We start from the raw sequence: 17292 nt of genomic DNA, 5'->3' as shown, positions 1-17292 counted from the left end.
CTATCTTCCCCCGCCCGCGTTTCCCGAGTTGTACAGGTCGTGCTGCCACTTGGGCCACGGAGCGGTCGCGTCCAGCGGCGAGTTGGCGGTGACTTTGTAGATAGCATCCGGGCCCACAAAGTAGACATTCCCTTCGGCATCTACCGTGGGGCTCGATATGTCATCGGAGGTTCCGGCGCGGCCGGGCGGCAGGTAGTCGGCGCAGTTGCAGACCCAGACCGAATCACCGTCCAGTTGGGTCAGGCAATAGAGCCGGTCAACATTTGTGCGGATGTACAAGTATCCACCGGACGCAAGAACCGGCGTGTAGCCGGCGAACGGGATATTTTTCGTCCACACAAATGCGCCACTGTTCAGACTGAGCTTGGAGAGCAGGTTGTTGCTGTCGACGACATACAAGCCATCCGCGCCCACCAACGGCCGAAACGGTTGATAGCTGAGCTGGGCCGACCACTTAACGGCTCCGCCGGCCGCGTCCACGGCAAACATGTGGCCGAAAGCGGCGGCACAGTATATCGTACCGTCGGCACCGAGCACCGGGGCGAACACCCTGCCGCTCGGCTGCAGTTGCGTGCGCCAGACAAGATTCAGGTCGGGCGTGAGCTTGTACAGGTACCCGGAATCGGCGCCGAAATAGACACTCCCGGCAGCGTCGAGCACACACGCGTCCACTTGCGCGGCCGCGAACGCCGCCTTGCGCGTCACCGATGTCCCGCTGTCAATCAGGCAGTAGACGCTGTCATTCCAGCACGGCACGTACAGAAGATTCCCGTTGATCGCGGCCGGACCCCAGTACCCGAGGGGCGCGGATTCCTGAGCGGGGTATTGCCAGACCGGAGTCAACTCCTGGGTGAAGGCGCACAAACGGCCGGCCTGCGAACCGACGTACCCGTGCAGGGCTGAGCTAGAGACCGACGGTTGTCCGATGAATGCGCCCGGACAAAAGTACACCGTTGACGCATCACGCAGGCCGTATAGCCCGTCCTGACCCACAACATAGACGACGTCGCCGACGATGACCGGCGAGCCGGTGAAATGGCCCTTCCTGCACCACGCTACACCACCGGTTGAGCTCACTACTGCCGTCAGTGTTTCCTCGGCAGAGCCGGCCCACGACCAACTAAGGGCCCTGAACACCACCTTCACCTCGCTGTCAATCGCGTATGCATGCATGACGCTGAACTGACTCGGGCTGGACTGGAAAGCTGTGGTTTCGGCCTTGCCGTCTCCCCAGGCCACGGCCAACCGGAGACTATCTCCGACCGGACTGTGTGCGGACACCCGAAGCTCAACCGGATGCCGCTGCGCCGCTAGCTGCGCCGAGTCAATCACCGGCGCGCTTGCGCTGACAACGGATACCATCCGGTACGCCGATGGATGGACGGTGATTGAGGTCGAGTGGCTGTCGACCTGCGCAGTGGCCCAGACTTCGTAGTTCCCCGGATAGTCCCAGTCATGATTCATCACGCAGGTGTCTCCGACCGATTGCACACTGCTGATCGACGTCGTCGAATCCCCCCAATGCACCAAGTAGCGGAAAGAAGGGTTGCAGCCGTACGCGGTGCTGGTCAACGCAAAACTCGCGGGTTCGCACGGGCCTGCATGGTCGGTCCCCGACGTGATGTAGATACTGAGATAGGGCTGCCCGTACCAGTAGTACTCATCGCAGCCGCTCAGACACAAGAGGATAGCCGCGGCCATCGCCGCGCCGAGCACGTGTCGTGAACTCACGCTGACCTCGCTTCTGACGGCCGCTTGGTCGCGCCAGCCGCCGTAATATTGTGCGGCAGCACGGGCATTCTGTCAAGCCCTTTTCGAACTTGACTTCTCTCACGCTTTGAGCTACAAGTTAGCGAAGCCCGCGTTCGTCACAAAGGAGGCAGTGATGAAGTACGTTGTTCTGACAGCATTCGCCCTAATCGGCTCGCTCGAACTGCTCGGATGCGCGCGAAAGCCGTTGGTTCCGGTCACGCCGTGGGCGGACCTGGCCGACGACTCGCTGAGCTTCTTCACCACCAGCACCGACCCAGGCGGTCTCAAGGTCTGCTACGTCTTCGACAGGGGCGACGGGAGCACGACAACCACCGACTATTTCATGAGCGGCGACACGGTCTGGAACGCGCACAAGTTCGCGGGCTCGGTCGTCCGCTACATCCGTGTCAAAGCCCGCAGCGAAAAGGGTGCGGAATCAGGTTGGTCTCCGTCGCTGCGCTTCAAGCCCTCAAGGCCGCCGGAACTGGGTGATATCGTAGCCGGGCCGTTGCACTGGGCGGTTGACCGGTGGTACCACTTGTCGCTGAGCGTTTCGGACCCGGAAGGAGACAGCGTCGCGGTCAAGTTCCTCTGGGGTGACCTGCCCGCGGCCGGCTGGTCCGCCTTTGTCCCGAGCGGCAGCGTCATCACCGACTCATGCAAATGGTCGGTCGTAGGTTCTCACACAGTCAGTATTGTGCTCAAAGACAAAGGCTGCATGGTATCCAGTCCGGTCGAAGCGGTGACAGTGAGCATCAGCCCCATGGCGATTCTCTGGACCAACTTCGACGACGACCGCTCCTATGACGCGACTCCAACGCTCGGCGCGATTGCCGGAGCGCCCGTCCTCTACTGCGAGGCCTGCGACGGAGTGGATTGCTACGGTCTGGACGGGCAGCCCAAGTGGCGAGCACCCCTCTCGACCGGCACCGGGTTCGCGGCCTCACTGAGCCCTGATGGTTCAAGCCTCTACCTGACCGACTACAACTGGGGACTGGTCGGCTTTGATGCCGCAACCGGCAGACGGAAATGGGCGCTTGCCCTGAATTGTGGCTACACGCCCGTGGTCGGGCCGGACGGCGCCGTCTATGTTGCGGCATTCGACTCCGACGCTGTGCTGAAGCGCGTGCGCGACCACGGCGATTCGGCGGCGGTCGACTGGAGCGTGTCGATGGGAGATAACGGCAGTGATTGCAGGCCGGTGCTCGGCCGTAACGGGGTGATATACGCAGCCGGCTACGACGACGTACAACGTTTCTCCACCCTGACGGCGATAGACACAGGCGGAAAGGTGCTGTGGAAAGACACCATGCATGGCTCGGGCGTCGGCTCCCCCGTGATTGACAGCCGGAATCGGATTCTGGTCGCGGGCCCGGACCTGTACCTCTACTGCTTCAACCCGGACGGCTCCGTGGCTTGGAAAGTCCCGACGAACGCGCTCTGGACCAGTTGCACCGCGGTCGCCGGCGACGACCAGGTCATAGTGACCGACAAGTACGGCAACGTCACCAGCTTCGATTCCGATGGCGGGCAGCGATGGCAGACGGCCCTCGAAATCAGCGGCGGAAACACGCCCTGCGTCGCCCAGGACAGCACCATCATCGTCGGCGACGCGGAGGGCTACTTGTACGGCCTGAGTGCAAGCGACGGCTCAGCAAAGTGGCAGTTCTCCATGTGGGATTCACTGGACTACGCGAAGCGTCGCGCGCGCGTAGCCGAAGGCGACAACTGCCCTTCGACGGTCATCGGGCCGAATGGAGACCTCTACCTCGCCTGCGAAGACGGACTGTTCTGGGTCTCGAGCTCCGACCTGCGCCTGGCCGGCACGGCCTGGCCGACCTACAACCACGACGCCGCGCACTCCGGCTGGGCCGGCAGGCCCCAGTGACGACCTATGGCGTCCCGAATCCCCGGAAGTCCCGCAAGCAAGAGCTGGACGCGTCGAGATGGACTGACACCCGGCCTGCGGTATCATGGGCCGGGCGGTTCGGCCTGGCCTCGCGCCGCGCCAATCCCAAAGGAGAACTGTTGAAGACACCTTGTGCTCTATTACTCGTATCCTGCATGATGGCAGTCCCCGCACTCGCGGACACGACCTGGGTCGTGTGCGGCGTGCCCGACGCGGAGAACATCATACCATTCTGCGGTCACAGCACCGATGCCATGCGGTTCCAGGCTCTATACCTGCATGACGAACTCGGATTCTCAGGCGAAATCGTGGCATTCGGCCTCGGCTCGCCCGGCAACCCGGCGGCCGAGTTCTACAATGTCCGCGTGTCTTTGTGCCAAACCACACGTACAAGCCTCGACACCGTGTTCGCGAACAACTATGACGGCAATACGCCCGATCTCGTGTTCCAGGCCGACACCCTGCTGGTCGGCACGCCGGACACGTGGTATTACTTCCCGTGCTCGTTCATGTACGACAACACCAGGAATCTCATCTTCGAGATCCAGTGGCGGGATGACGCGGGCAGCACCGTTAACTTCTACCGCAGTGTCAATGGCGTCGACCCGCGCCGTGCCTGGAAGGTCGGCAACGATACTGCTGCGATTGGCCAGACCGACCTCGTGCAAGCATACTACGCCCGCGTCGGGTTCCTGCCCACCGGCGTCGCCGAGGGCGGGAAGATGCGGGTTGCCGAGCCGTCACTCGACGTCAGGCCCAGCATCGGGCATGACTTCGCCATCCGGTGCGCCGCGGCTGTCGGTTCGCGCGTCGGCATCGAAGTGCTCGACGTATCCGGCCGCGCCGTCGCGAAGTTCTCGAGGGAGCCCGGCCGCGCCGTCGTCGAAGCCGTGTGGCATGCGGACCGGGTTTCGGCGGGTATATACCTGGTGCGTGTCACCGTTGCCGGCCGGACCAGCCAACGGCAGGTAGTCGTCACCGTGCCGTAGCGTCTTGCGAGCATCCGGCTTGTAGACGTCCTCTAATACCAGACGCGGCAGCCGGCGACTCCGCCTACCTCATCACCTCTTCCTCCCCGCGCATGCCCGACCGACGCGAACAACGGACGGACGGGATAATTCGTCCTGTCCGCCCATCTTCAATCCGTTGCGCCGTGTGAACGATCCAGCGCGTGCAATGCAACGACATCCGCCCGCGGCTTACGGTTGACGACCAGCGACCGAACGACAGGAACCAGTGTGGCGGCCACTTCGGTGCGTCGACGTCGAAGACGTCCTTGCGTATCTCGGCCAGGACCTGACGCGCCTACGGCGCGAGTTACCAGTTTCCAGTTGGCAGGTTGCAGGATTCAGACGGCGGGATCGGAAGGCATTGCGTCGAGACCCCGCAGGCGTTGATGACCTCTTTGACCTTGGTTTCCATGGCGGTCACCCGGGGAATGGTTGCTTCCTGGCGCACGGCCAGGTCCTCGCGCAGGTCGCCAAGCGTCTCCCCGACTCGTTTCAGGTCGCACTTTGCCTCCTAGTGGTCCACTCTCTCCTTCAGGCCAGTCACGCGGTTCCTCCATCCGCTTCACGTCGTTAGCCGCACCAGCATGCCGGAGGCAGTTCGTCTCATCAAGCACAGTCATGAGCAAGCATAACTTATTGATGCTTAAGACGATAACTTGTGTGCCGCATGGCTCACGGCAGCACTCGGTAAGTCACTCCCCCAGTGACTCCCCCAGTCACTTACCGAGTGACTGGGCGAGTGACTCGCCTGGTGACTTACCGACTGACAGGGTAAGTGACATGCCCAGTTACTTGCCCAGTGACTCGTCTAGTGAGTCGGCAAGTGACTTGCCGAGTGAGGCGGTAAGTCACTTGCCAGGTGACTGGGTAAGTGACTCGCCGAGTTACTTGCCGAACTACTTACCGAGTGATTTGCCTAGTCATTTACTAGACAAGATGCCAAGTGAATGGTTCAGTGCTATGTTGAGTACTTTCCAGCGGGTATCGCGATGCCGCTTCGGGGCTTGGCCTTCGCTTCGCAGCCGCGGCGTCATTCAGCAAGGTATCAGGAATGGTCGCTACCGCCGCAGAAGGTTGAGGGGTGTGGTCAGCGACCGAGGCTTCTGTGGTTGTCACACGCGACACTGCGCTCCAGGGGCTGACAGGGGAGAGCCTTGGCGCAGGTAATGCCGAGACGCTTAGCTATGTGCCCGTCAGGACCGGGCGGGCTTCGGGCGGCCCCGTCACGTCAGGATTCCGGCCTCGGTGGCAGGCGCGGCGAGGCCGTGAGCCGCATTCGCCGATGTTACGACAATCCAGACTTCTGAGGCTGGACCTTGGCGGTCAGGAGTGGCCGAGGTACGGAGCGGGGTTGGGCAGGAAATCCCTGGCGATGGTGGGCGGGCGGCCGGTCAGTCGTCGAGGCCCATCTGCTGGCGCCAGCGTTTCTCCATTATCCGCTTGAGCGGCCCGATATCTCTGCTTTGCGGCAGGGTACGGCGCGACTGGTAGATCAGCTTGAACGCCTGCCGGGCAATGCTGGCTTCGCTGTCGAGCGCTATCCGGTCCATCGCGGTGTCAGGCGGCTCCTGGAAGTCCTGATACCGCGACTCCAACATCCAGCGTTTCTTGCGCTGCCACAGCGTCTGCATCTTCGGCTCAAACGACCGGACCACGACTCCCCGGCCACCCCGCCACACGTAATCCGGGATCCATTGGTAGGGGCTGTACCGCGGGTTTTTCAACGCGCCGCTCCAGAAGTGCCAGCCGTACCACCCAAGCACGACCACGTTCCCCAGCAAAGACAAAACCAGCAGGTTCACAGCCCACTTCGGTTTCATCTTGGTTCCCGCGGCTCACTGACCCGACTTGACTCCGCCCCGAGCTCATGGTCCCGCCACGACTTGGTCTCGTTGCGCATGAGCTCGACCCGGTCCGGACGAATCAGCCGGAGCACGGCCCGGCTGAATTCACGCCACAGCCTGGAATTCTCCCGCTGGGCCCAGGCAATCCGGTCCAGGGCCGCATTGACCCGCGCCGAATCCGGCTCCGGTTCAAGGGCCAGCAGCCCCAGTTCCTTGATTGCCGTCCGCATCGTATCGGCGGCCGGCGCCAGGGCCTTGTGCAGGTCGTCCTGCAACCGGTTAACCTGGAGCTGCGACGCACCGGGCTTGAACCGCTCGGCGTTCTCCTGGCGGAGACGCCGGACCTCGTATTTGTCGAGCCCGTAGAGAAACATCGCCCCGGCATTGAGGGAGAGCGACAGCACGAGCCCAACGTAGAACCCCTTGTGCTTCATCTGCCGCCCCCGTCCGGCTTTTGTACGCCGACCGCTGCCAGACGCTCATCGGCCACGGCCGTCCTTGCCGGGTCGTCGACGATATCGAGAAAGAACTTCCGGTGGCCGTTCAATAGCGCTCCTCGGACGCGAGCCCAAGTCTCGGGGCCGGAGGTGTCAGAATACCCTCACGCCGAACTGGAACCCCGCATACGGCGCGAGCCAGAAGCCGATGGTGGTGCTATCTTCTTCGGCATCCAGCCCGGCGACGGGGATAGTGACCGCGAACCTTGAGTAGAACCGCCCGCGCTCGTACGCGAGGCCGAGCCCGGGCGTGAACACCGGGTTATGCAGCGCGCGGAAGGTCTGCACCCCCGACGCCGCTATGTTATCTCCGAGGCCGACGCCATGGATTCCTCCATGATACGGCCGCGTAACCGATGGTGCGAAGAGCATGCTTAACCGCAGCGGCATGTAGAAGCCGAAGGATTCGGATGGCCAGTAGCTGAGCGCCGCCGCTGCTGTCACTCGGCCCAGGTGCGGCTGGCCGCCGGAGCCATTAGCCAGCTCGCCCTGAAGCTGTACGCTGCTGTAGACATATCGGGACGAATAGAGGCTGCGGGTGAGGCTCAAGTCGCCGGACCAACCCCAGTCGAGCATCTGGCCGAATCCGGCACCGGCCTCCCATCCCCGGCCCAGACCGACGTCGGCCGAGGCATGCAGCGGATAGTTGAGAAGCACCGTGGTCGCGGAGAGGCGCACGGCTCCGGGCGCAAGCACTTTGCCGGTCTGGAACGCGTTATGGTCGGACAAGGTCCAGATGCACCCGCCGACAAACAAGAGGATGGCGGCACCGGAGAGCCGGGCCAGACTTACCACAAGACGGCCGGTCCTTCGGCCGAGCCCTGAAGGCGTCAGGTGGCACCTCGCCATGGCTGGATTCTAGAAGTCGCGGGCGGGATTGTCAAATCGGCGGGCGGAGTGCGGTTGACCGGCATCTGAGTCCTGTGTGGAGTACCCCGAAGCTCCCCCTGCGGCTACCCAGGTTCTGCCTTCTCCGGAATCCTCGGTTCCGGCATCCGCGTCCGACTCGTGGTCGAACCTGTCGGGCAGCGTGGCTCCAGTCAGTGACGGGTCATCCGCACGGCTGAACTTTAACGCAAGAGGCCCCAGAACCAGCAGTCCGTATGCCGCCCATCTTAGCGAGTAGAACGCGATGAGCACTTGCAGTAGAACCTGAAGGGAGGACTGATAGCCACCCAGCAAGCGTGTCCTGAACAGCAGTTCGAACCCGAGCGGGACAAAGAGGAATACGCCCGCGCCGACCATTACCCAGAACATGAACCGGCTTCGGCCTCGCCACAAGAACGCAAGTCCGATGCCCAGCAACCCCACCACAGTGTTCGTCAGTACCAGACCCGGAGGCATGAGTTTCTAAGGGTTATGCAAGCACTCGCCTCTCAGCACCGTGCGACCTTGACATGCTCGATTCTAGAACTCGCGGGCGGGGGTGTCAAGTCGGCGGTGCAGACCCCAAACCCGACATAGAACCACTAAGACACAAAGTACACCAAGCAGCCAAGGCCGATTTCGTTCCTCACCCTCTTTGTGACTTTGTGCCTTTGTGGTGAGCTTCTCTGTCGGATCCAGGGCGCAGAGCTAGGGTCTGACCGGGGAGACGCTTGGAACAAGCTCGACGTCGACTTCGAGCGTCTCCCAGGGCTGTACCGTGACGACCCGCATCGCTTTCTTGCACCCGGCATAGGTGATGATGAGCCGGTGTTCGCCGGCCGGTACGCCGGTGATGATGTAGTCGCCGGTCCGGTTCGAGGCGGTGCCGAGTTGCGTGCCCTCGACCGTCACGCTCGCGCCAATGGCAGCGGTCAGGCCCTGCACATCCACATGGCCCGCTATCTCGCCGACCGCAAGCGACTCTTCGTACAGCGGCAGGTCACACGCAAGCGTGTCGCCGGCCCTGACCGTCAGTCGCCGGGCGAACCCGCGGAATCCCGGAAGGGCGGCGATGAGTTCCCGGTCGCCCGGCGGGAAGGGGATTGCAAACATGCCGGTCGAATCGGTCCTCGTCCGCGCCGTGTCCCCAATCACTTTGACCAGGGCTCGCGCCAGCGGCTTGCCGCTGCTGCCGTTCCGCACGAAGCCGATGGCGGTTCTTGGCTGCGTGCCGTACAGCTTGACCACGAGCTGCGCGTCCGGTCCGCCGGGGACAAATGTGTCGATTGCAGTGAATGCGCCGCGTATCGACGTCGTCAGAATCAACCGCTGGCCCGCGATTGCCGTTACGAAGCACTCACCGTTCGTGTCGGTGAAGGCTGCGTCCTCACCCGCCTTGACTTTCGCGCCCATGAGCCACTGCCCGGTGTCACCGTTGCGCACGCGGACCCGGACCTGCATCTCTGCCCCGTTCTGTCCGACAGGGGCCGTTGAGGCCAACGCGGATGACGCGGTCAGGGCAAGGACGAGAGCGACCAGCGCGTTGGCCACGTCCGAGTTTAGGTCAGCGCAAGCTCAAGCGCAAGCAGGGAATAGGATCTATTGGACCTATAGACTCTATGCTGAAAAAGACGCCGGGGCCCAACGGCCCCGGCTTCTACCGAGCCAAACCACTAGCCCTGTCGGAGCTAGTGCATGTTACAGCCAGGACAGCCGGGTTGGCCGCCCTGACCCATGGGCCCTTGCGGGCCTTCGAAATCATCTCCGCCCGGCATGCCACAGCCTTGGCCGCCCATCGGGCAGCCGCCCATCCGGCCGCGCATCATTCCGCGGCCCCTGCGTCCACCCATCATGCCCGGACCCATCTTCCGCATGGCCTTGCGCTGCTCGGGCGTGAGGAGGTTGCGGATGTCGAACATGTGGTTGATGCGGGCGACTTCCATCTTCTCCTGGAGGTCGCCGATTTCCTTGACCTTGGCCACGATCTTCTTGGCGTCGGGTTCGTCGGCACGCCAAAGGGCCTCAAGCTCGATTCGCTTGATCTCAAGGTCCGTGCGTATCGGCAGCATCTCTTTCAGGTTCGCCTCGCGCAGCGCGTCCATCTTCTCCAACTGGTCCGGCGTCAGGTCAGGCATCATTGCCTGCATGCCCTTCATCCCCTGCATTCCCTGCATGCCGCAGGCCATCGGGGCTTGCGGCTTGGCAGCCGGCGTCGGCGGTGTCGCGCCCGGCCCGGGTTGCCCGAGCGCAAGCCCTCCAGCCAAAGCCAGCACCATCGGTATTGCGAGCGTTCTGTTTCTCATGATTCTCCTTGGTTGTCTTGCAATTCGATCTAGTGTCCGGATTCGGGCGGCGGCTTCGGCGTGACATCCGGGGGCGGCCCGCCACCCGGAGGCGGGGGCATGCCGGGGCCAAAGCGCTGGCGCCACCCGACTGCCTGTGCGAGCGCGCCTAATCCGGGCCTCATTCTCATCATGCGGTCCAAATACTCTGCGCGGGCAGTTGCCGGCAACAACTGAAGTTCCCGGTGCACCTGCCGGAAGACCATGGCCCTCATCCGGCCGTGGGTCCGACCAAGGTCCTGGCAGAGCGATTCGACCCGGGCACTGTCCGGGCTTTCGCGGCGTATCTCCGTCCACAGGAGCGAGTCCGTGGACTCGGCCTGCCCAGCCAGGTTGGCGAACTCCGGCACTGCCGCCTCACGAGCCATCACGAGCTTCTGGCGCACCTCGGGCGCGAGCCAGGCCAGCCGTCTATGTCGGAAGCGGCGGGCCGTTCGCGCCACGAAAACCCCGACCACCGCCGCATTGAGGCAGAGGGATGCAACCGTGACGACGACCAGCCAGCGGCTGCGCATCACTGGCCTCCCCACATCAGGCTGTACATGCTGGTGTTGGATGATTCTACGTAGCTGACCGCGGCCTCGGTGCTGTCCGAAGCAGTCTCGGTGGAGGCTTGAGCCAGGCCGGAGCCAAGAAAGACACCGGCGCCGATGGAGACGGCGACTACGAGTGCTGCGGCCACTGACCCGATGAGTCGCCAAAAACGAACGCCGAACGACTTACTCTTGGCTCCGGACCTGGCAGAATGTCTGATCTCGGCCATCACGCGCGTTACAAGGAACGGCGAAACCTCGGGTGCAACCACCTGTTCGAGGAGGCCAAGATCCGTCTTCAAAGACGCTAGCTCGGCGCGACAGGTCGGGCAGGAAGCGAGATGGGTGGAGACCGTTTCCCGCTCCCCGCCCGACAGCTCTTCATCAAGTAAGGGAGGCAGTAGCCGTTTTACCTGTGCGCAATTCACTGAAGGTTTAGACACGATATCCTCCTGATTACTGCGGATCCGGAATGAGACCCATGCAACGTATGTGACCCATCAGATGATTCCCTTTGCGCGGTCCTCGGCCAACGCCCTGCGCAAGTTGGTCTTGGCGCGGAACAGCAGCGAGTCGACCGCCCGCACCGTCTTGCCCAGTGTCTCGGCAATTTCCTTGTAGCTCATGTCCTCATAAACCGAGAGCACCAGTGCGGCACGCTGGTCGGCCGAGAGACGGGCCAACGCCTTCCGCACCGCTTCTTCGCGCACCCGTTGATTGTAGGCGGATTCCGGCCTCTCCCAATCGGGCGCGGTCAGGGTCTCAGTCAGTTCCTCGGTCGGCTTCCTCCGGGTGCGGAGGTTGAAACAGAGATTGGTGCCGATGCGATAGAGCCAGGTCTTGAAGCTCGAAGCACCCCGGAACCCGGAGAGCTTTTCCCAGGCCTTGATCAACGCCGCCTGTGCCATTTCTTCGGCGTCGCTGGTGTTCCGGCACATCCGGTAGAGGTACGAGAACAGGCCGCGCTGGTGCCGGCGCACCAGTTCCTCGAACGCGGCCATGTCGCCGGACTGCGCCTGCAGCACCAGCTCGTGGTCGTCAGGGGACGAGACTTCGGGCTCGGTCAGGAACCGGCTCCCTTCACTTTGGTCACGTGCCCGCATCTCCAGTCTCTGCCGCCGTCACCGTCTTCCTTTCATGTTCGGCGTGAGGATATCGCTCTCCAGCACTTAAGTCAATAGCGGAAGGCAGCCGGCCGCGATTTCCGCGTCATCCTCTTCCCTGTGCCGAATCGGCGCCCTGCCCGGCCAGCCGGAACATGTCCGCTATAATGTCGCCGGGAAGATGGATGGTCCGGTCCAGCCAGCCTCTGCGGCCACGGTTCGTGCCGACCATGCGCCGGACGCTCTGCTGGAGCTGCGGGAAGTGAGACCATGAGAGGCTGAGCGAACGCGCCAGTTGGCCGGGTTCAACCCGGAAGACCCGCAGAGGCCGCAGCAGTTTCTCCAGCCCGGTCGCAAGTTCGTGCGGCGCGGTCGTCTGCGCCAGTACTGCTGTCGCGAAGACCAGGAGCAGGATGCGCGCGGCGAAGACCGCCCCCTCATGCAGCCCCTCACTCGTCACCCGCAACGGCCCGAGTTCCAGCAATGCTCTGCCCCACGGTGAGAAGACGACCGGCATCACGAGCGAGGCCAGCACCAGCGGCCACACCCATTTCAGCCCGGCCAGCAGGCGGCTGACACGCACTCGCCCCAGCACTGAAAGGATGACAAGCAGACCGAAAACTGCAGCATACAGCCTCCAGTCAGAGAAAAAGACTACGGCGAGGCCGAGAACAACAACTCCGGCAATCTTCAACTCCGGCCGCAGGCGGCGGACAAAGGAATGGATTCCGGGATTCGAGGATTCTAGGAGTCGAGTGTCCGGACACTGAAAGCCTTGAATCCCCGATTCCTTGACCCCTTGGCCTGCCTCCAGCCGCCGTACTGCCTGCACGGCAATCAGGCCGGTGAGCAGGCCCGTTGCCACCGCGGCCAGGCAGAGCCACGGCCAGAGCCACAGCACGCCGCTCGATCGGATGAACAGCAGATAGACGAGCGCTCCCTGTGTCATCACGTGACTCGCCGCGCCGCCCACGCTGATGCCGACGAGACTGAAGAGTGGTCGTCCACCAAGCGAAAGCCGGTAGAGCAGGGCCATGACCACCGCGCTGACCACGCCGCCGGAGAACGAGAGCACAAAGGTCGGGGTCAGAAACGTCCCGAGCACCATGGAGCTCACCAGCGTGCGTAGCACGGCGAGCTGGATTGCGACGCCGGGACCCATGTAGACCAGGGCGATCACGGTTATGATATTGGCGAGCCCGAGCCGCACGCCGGGCAGCGGGTGCGGGAAGAGCGACTCGGCGACTTGGAGCACCGACGCGCAGGCTACGAGCATCGCGAGCCGGGCCACGCCGTCGTCTTCCGTTTTCCGCCCTCCGCCTTCCGCGTTGCCCTCAGTAGCTCTCTGCATCGTATCCCTGGCGTTCGCCCCGGATCTCAATCAACACCCGGTTCGGTACGCACACGATTGACCGGCCGGGCGTTCGCACCCAGCCGGCTTGCATGCATATGCCTCTGGGGCAGTCGGATTCCGCGACCCGGATTGCTCCGTTCTTGATCTCGATCTTCATGTCCGGCCGGGTCTTGTCACCGATGAACACAGACTGATCCCGGTCAAGCTGATACGCGCCGACCAACCGATTGTCATGGTAGACGAAGGCCACCGGCTTCTCGTTGCGTCTGGTCCACGACCTTACCAGCGCCGCGCCGGGGAGCGCAATCAGCGCGGCAAGAAGCAGGACGTCGAGAACTGTGAGCCGGCCGAGTTGTCGGTTCAACAAGACCACAGTCTAGGCGGATTAGGTCAGATTGGCAACCGGTGGGAACAAACGAGAGGACCCGAGAATGAACGGGCCCTGCAGAGAGAAGTCGCAATCTAGATGGTAGTCAGCTTGCTCACTGCGCGGGAGCGGACCCCCGTCATCCGGAAGAACCATGTTCCGCGCCAGACGAAGCGTCCGAGTCCGCGACCCCACCAAGCTCCGCACCTTGGGGTTCGTCCTCAACCCCTGCGGAAAACAGGGGACAGTCTTTGTAGGGGACACGTCCATGGAGCGACGCGAGGAACTCGTCGCGGATGTGTCCCCGGCGCCTGCTCGGCGCGGTGCAGTCCCCGTTTTCCGCGCGCGCACCAACTCATCGGTCGTAGACAAGATACGCAGTTCGACTGGAGACTTGTCGCTACCGAGTCGCGGATTTCGGTCTGCGGCCCGGACTGCGCGCAGCCGGCACCTGCACATGTCCCCGATGTTGACCGGGTGACACCTGTCGCTATGCTGAGCCGGCATTGGCGGCGGCTCCGTCGCCGCCGCAGTTTCACTGGCACGTTTGGGCACCACAAAGGAGAACCGAAGATGATATCGGAAAAGAGTATTAAAGTCGGGATGCTGGCATTCTGCCTGACCTTCGCCGGCTTCGGTACCGCCTCAGCCGATTGGGTCACGACAACGGTGCCCGCGGCAGCGAACCCCTGGGCTTTGGCTGTGAACCCGGTCACCAACAAGATCTACGTCGCAAACGCAGGCACCGGCGAGGTGACGGTAATCGACGGCGTTACCAACGACACGACGCTGGTTCCATCAGGCACGAGTACCTGGGACGTGGCGGTCAACCCGGTCACGAACAGGATCTACGTCACGGATTTCTTCGAGAATACCGTGACCGTAGTCGATGGCGCAACCAACGACACGACGCTGGTGGCCGCGGGCGCGAATCCCCGCGCCGTGGCGGTCAACCCGGTCACAAACAAGATCTATGTAACGAACCAGGCCAGCGCCAACGTGACAGTAATCGACGGTGCGACCAACGCCGCGACGACAGTGCCAGTAGGCAACACACCCCGGGCCGTAGCGGTGAATGCCGTCACGAACAAGATCTATGTGGCGAACACCGGGAGCAACAGCGTGACCGTGATTGACGGCGCAACCAACGACACCGCGACGGTACCCGCCGGCACAAATCCCTCTGCCCTGGCCGTGAACCCCGTCACCAACAAGATCTACGTCACCAACTACAACAGCAATAACGTAACGGTGATAGACGGAGCGACCAAGGGCACGTCGCTGGTGGCAGCGGGTGTGGCGCCTTGTGACGTAGCGGTGAACCCGGTCACCAACAAGGTCTACGTCGCGAACTACAGCAGTAGCAGCGTGACGGTGATAGATGGCTCGAGCAACGACACCACGCTCGTGGCCGCTGGCGCTTACCCCTATACGGTGTCAGTCAACCCGGTCACCAACAAGATCTACGTTGCGAATTCCGGCAGCAGCGACGTCACGGTGATCGACGGCGCGACCAACGATACGAACACGGTGACCGCTGGCACCAATCCGCAAGCCGTGGCGGTGAACCCGGTCACCAACAAGGTCTATGTCACGAACTACAATAGCAACGGTGTGACGGTTATCGACGGCACGACCAACGATACGACCCGGGTGGCCGCGGGTTCGACGCCATATGCTGCGGTGGCGAACCCGGTCACCAACAAGATATACATCGCGAACGAAGGCGGAGCCAACGTGACCGTTATCGATGGCGCGACCAACGACACGACACTGGTGGCCGTTGGCGCGGCGCCCTATGCGATGGCCCTGAACCCGGTCACTAACAAGATATACGTTGTGGACTTCGGCGACGGCAATGTCACCGTAGTCGACGGAGCGACCAATAGCACGGCTCTCGTACCGGCAGACTCAATGCCGGGTTCCGTTGCAGTGAACCCGGTCACGAACAGGATCTACGTCACCAACGGCTCCAGCAATGACGTGACCGTGATTGATGGCGCGACCAACGACACGACGCTGGTGCCCGCCGGCTCTGACCCCTACGCCGTGGCCGTGAACCCGGCCACCAACAGGATCTACGTAGCGAACCAGGGCGGAACCGACGTGACAGTCATAGACGGTGCCACTAACGACACGACGCTGGTAACAGTCGGCTCTAATCCCGATGCCGTGGCAGTAAACCCGGTCACGAACAGAATCTACGTCGCCAATGGGTCCAGCAATGACGTGACTGTGATCGACGGGGCGACCAAAGACACGACGCGCGTGCCCGCCGGCTCAAACCCCTCTGCCATTGCCGTGAACCCGGTCACGAACAGAATCTATGTCGTCAACCACGGGAACTCCAGCGTGACGGTTATCGACGGCGCGACCAACAGCACGCACACCGTGCCGGTCGGATCATATCCCTGGGCCATAGGTGTGAACCCGGTGACGAACAAGGCCTACGTCATCAACGCCCTGAGCGCCAACGTTACGGTTATAGACGGCGCGACCAATGCCACTACCACGGTAGCGGTAGACTCAATTCCCTTTGGCGTGGCCGTGAACCCGGTTACGAACAGAATCTACGTCGCGAGCGAACACAGCGGCAAGGTGACGGTAATCACCGATGCGCCGGTCTATGACACCAAAGTGCACGCGGCATTCAACCGACTCCCGGGCGATACCACCGCGGCCGCCCGACCGGCCCTGGCCGGCAAAGGAGTCAATCGCTCCACACCGGGTCGGACGAAGATGATGGGTGTGTGCAACCGCGCAGGTACCGCACAAAGTAGGTGGGACTGGGCGTCCGTAACCTCCGGCGCAGGCACGGACTCCATCAACTGGTCCTATGCGTGGGGCTCAGACTCACTGATAATGGGAGAGAACTTTGTCTGTGCCCAGCCGCTCGAATCCGATGCAGGGACCACCAACAACGAAGGCATGGGCACGCCATTTGCCGGCAACCTCGACGTGTACCCGCTGTATCGGATGGTGGCTCACGGCGGTGTCGCGGCTGGGCGGCAGGAACCCGGCGTTCGGACGCTGGCCTTGGACGTCGCTCCGAATCCCTGTCCAGGCAGAGCTGGGATTACCTACTCTCTACCCAGACCGGGTAGTGTCAGCCTGAAGCTCTACGACGTCGCGGGCAAACTGGTCCGCACCATCGCAACCGGTGGCCAGATGGCCGGGACTCACCACTTGCCTCTGACCGCGAACGGCAGGCAGGGAACACTCGCCAGCGGCATCTACATTCTGAAGTTGGAGAGCAACGGCTCCCACGCAACGCGGAAGCTCGTGGTCGAGTAACCGATACCCGAAACCGTGTCATGAAAGCCGGGCACCAGCCCGGCTTTCTATTCAATTCCGGTCAGGACCGGCGCTCGGCGCTGCGCGTTCCGCGCCCACAATCATATCGAGGCGGCCGATTCCGGACTGGCAGGCTTCCGTTTGAAGCGTGCCTCGAACAACGTGTAGAGGTTCGGCACGAAGGAAATCAGGGACAGTCTCCCTATCAGATGAAGGCGTCAAGGCACGACGTGGAGAGCTAACGGCTGACAGCTTACAGCTTGCGGCCTCGGTCGGATGCGGCATCAGAAACACGCCGGAGCGGCTAGCCGTGAGCCGTAAGTCGATAGCGGATTCGGTCTAGACGATGATGACAGCCGACAGCTTGCGGCCTGCGGCTCACCGCCTCCAGATCACAGCATCACGGCAGGCGATTCCTGA

At 62.7% G+C, this 17292-nt stretch carries 15 protein-coding genes; 3 read left to right on the top strand and 12 right to left on the bottom strand.

Features of this window, described 5'->3' with window-relative positions:
- Positions 1-1731 carry a PQQ-binding-like beta-propeller repeat protein gene (locus VMH22_12710; protein ID HTW92553.1) on the bottom strand — a complete coding sequence of 577 codons (1731 nt, stop codon included), beginning with the start codon at positions 1729-1731 and terminating at the stop codon, positions 1-3.
- 106 nt (positions 1732-1837) lie between these two features.
- Here VMH22_12710 and VMH22_12705 point away from each other — a divergent pair, with 106 nt between their 5' ends.
- Both VMH22_12705 and VMH22_12700 read left to right on the top strand, forming a co-directional pair.
- Positions 1838-3640 (top strand): PQQ-binding-like beta-propeller repeat protein, encoded by a 1803-nt coding sequence (locus tag VMH22_12705; protein ID HTW92552.1) that lies wholly within the window; start codon positions 1838-1840, stop codon positions 3638-3640.
- Positions 3641-3816: 176 nt separating this feature from the next.
- Entirely contained in the window at positions 3817-4650 is an 834-nt protein-coding gene (locus VMH22_12700) for a hypothetical protein (protein ID HTW92551.1), read from the top strand.
- Between the two features lie 1412 nt (positions 4651-6062).
- On the opposite strand, the gene VMH22_12695 is transcribed toward VMH22_12700, so the two are convergent.
- From VMH22_12695 to VMH22_12645, 11 genes are all read right to left on the bottom strand, one after another.
- Complete coding sequence (locus VMH22_12695; protein HTW92550.1) at positions 6063-6491, bottom strand: hypothetical protein; 429 nt, start codon at positions 6489-6491, stop codon at positions 6063-6065.
- Positions 6488-6949, bottom strand: coding sequence for a hypothetical protein (locus tag VMH22_12690; GenBank protein ID HTW92549.1), 462 nt, complete (start codon positions 6947-6949; stop codon positions 6488-6490). The genes VMH22_12695 and VMH22_12690 overlap by 4 nt, the downstream gene beginning before the upstream one ends.
- A 156-nt stretch (positions 6950-7105) precedes the next feature.
- On the bottom strand, positions 7106-7861 hold the full coding sequence (locus VMH22_12685; GenBank protein ID HTW92548.1) for a hypothetical protein: 756 nt from the start codon (positions 7859-7861) through the stop codon (positions 7106-7108).
- Between the two features lie 9 nt (positions 7862-7870).
- The gene (locus VMH22_12680; protein ID HTW92547.1) at positions 7871-8356 is read right to left on the bottom strand and encodes a hypothetical protein; all 486 of its coding nucleotides are present in this window, start codon (positions 8354-8356) and stop codon (positions 7871-7873) included.
- 231 nt (positions 8357-8587) lie between these two features.
- Entirely contained in the window at positions 8588-9430 is an 843-nt protein-coding gene (locus VMH22_12675) for a carboxypeptidase regulatory-like domain-containing protein (GenBank protein ID HTW92546.1), read from the bottom strand.
- Between the two features lie 137 nt (positions 9431-9567).
- Positions 9568-10182, bottom strand: coding sequence for a Spy/CpxP family protein refolding chaperone (locus VMH22_12670; GenBank protein HTW92545.1), 615 nt, complete (start codon positions 10180-10182; stop codon positions 9568-9570).
- Positions 10183-10211: 29 nt separating this feature from the next.
- Positions 10212-10736: a hypothetical protein gene (locus tag VMH22_12665; protein HTW92544.1), complete on the bottom strand. Its 525-nt coding sequence runs from the start codon at positions 10734-10736 to the stop codon at positions 10212-10214.
- Entirely contained in the window at positions 10736-11197 is a 462-nt protein-coding gene (locus tag VMH22_12660; GenBank protein ID HTW92543.1) for a zf-HC2 domain-containing protein, read from the bottom strand. The genes VMH22_12665 and VMH22_12660 overlap by 1 nt, the downstream gene beginning before the upstream one ends.
- Before the next feature lie 57 nt (positions 11198-11254).
- The gene (locus VMH22_12655) at positions 11255-11857 is read right to left on the bottom strand and encodes a sigma-70 family RNA polymerase sigma factor (GenBank protein HTW92542.1); all 603 of its coding nucleotides are present in this window, start codon (positions 11855-11857) and stop codon (positions 11255-11257) included.
- 106 nt (positions 11858-11963) lie between these two features.
- Positions 11964-13208 carry a Gx transporter family protein gene (locus VMH22_12650; protein ID HTW92541.1) on the bottom strand — a complete coding sequence of 415 codons (1245 nt, stop codon included), beginning with the start codon at positions 13206-13208 and terminating at the stop codon, positions 11964-11966.
- Entirely contained in the window at positions 13192-13575 is a 384-nt protein-coding gene (locus VMH22_12645) for a NusG domain II-containing protein (protein HTW92540.1), read from the bottom strand. The genes VMH22_12650 and VMH22_12645 overlap by 17 nt, the downstream gene beginning before the upstream one ends.
- A gap of 576 nt (positions 13576-14151) precedes the next feature.
- Between VMH22_12645 and VMH22_12640 the strand changes: the two genes are divergently transcribed.
- On the top strand, positions 14152-16872 hold the full coding sequence (locus VMH22_12640; protein ID HTW92539.1) for a beta-propeller fold lactonase family protein: 2721 nt from the start codon (positions 14152-14154) through the stop codon (positions 16870-16872).
- Positions 16873-17292 lie beyond the last annotated feature (420 nt).

The organism is bacterium (genome assembly GCA_035505375.1).
In the GTDB taxonomy this organism is placed as follows: domain Bacteria; phylum Hydrothermota; class Tepidihabitantia; order Tepidihabitantales; family Tepidihabitantaceae; genus UBA2258.
This window is presented reverse-complemented; position numbering and strand designations above follow the sequence as displayed.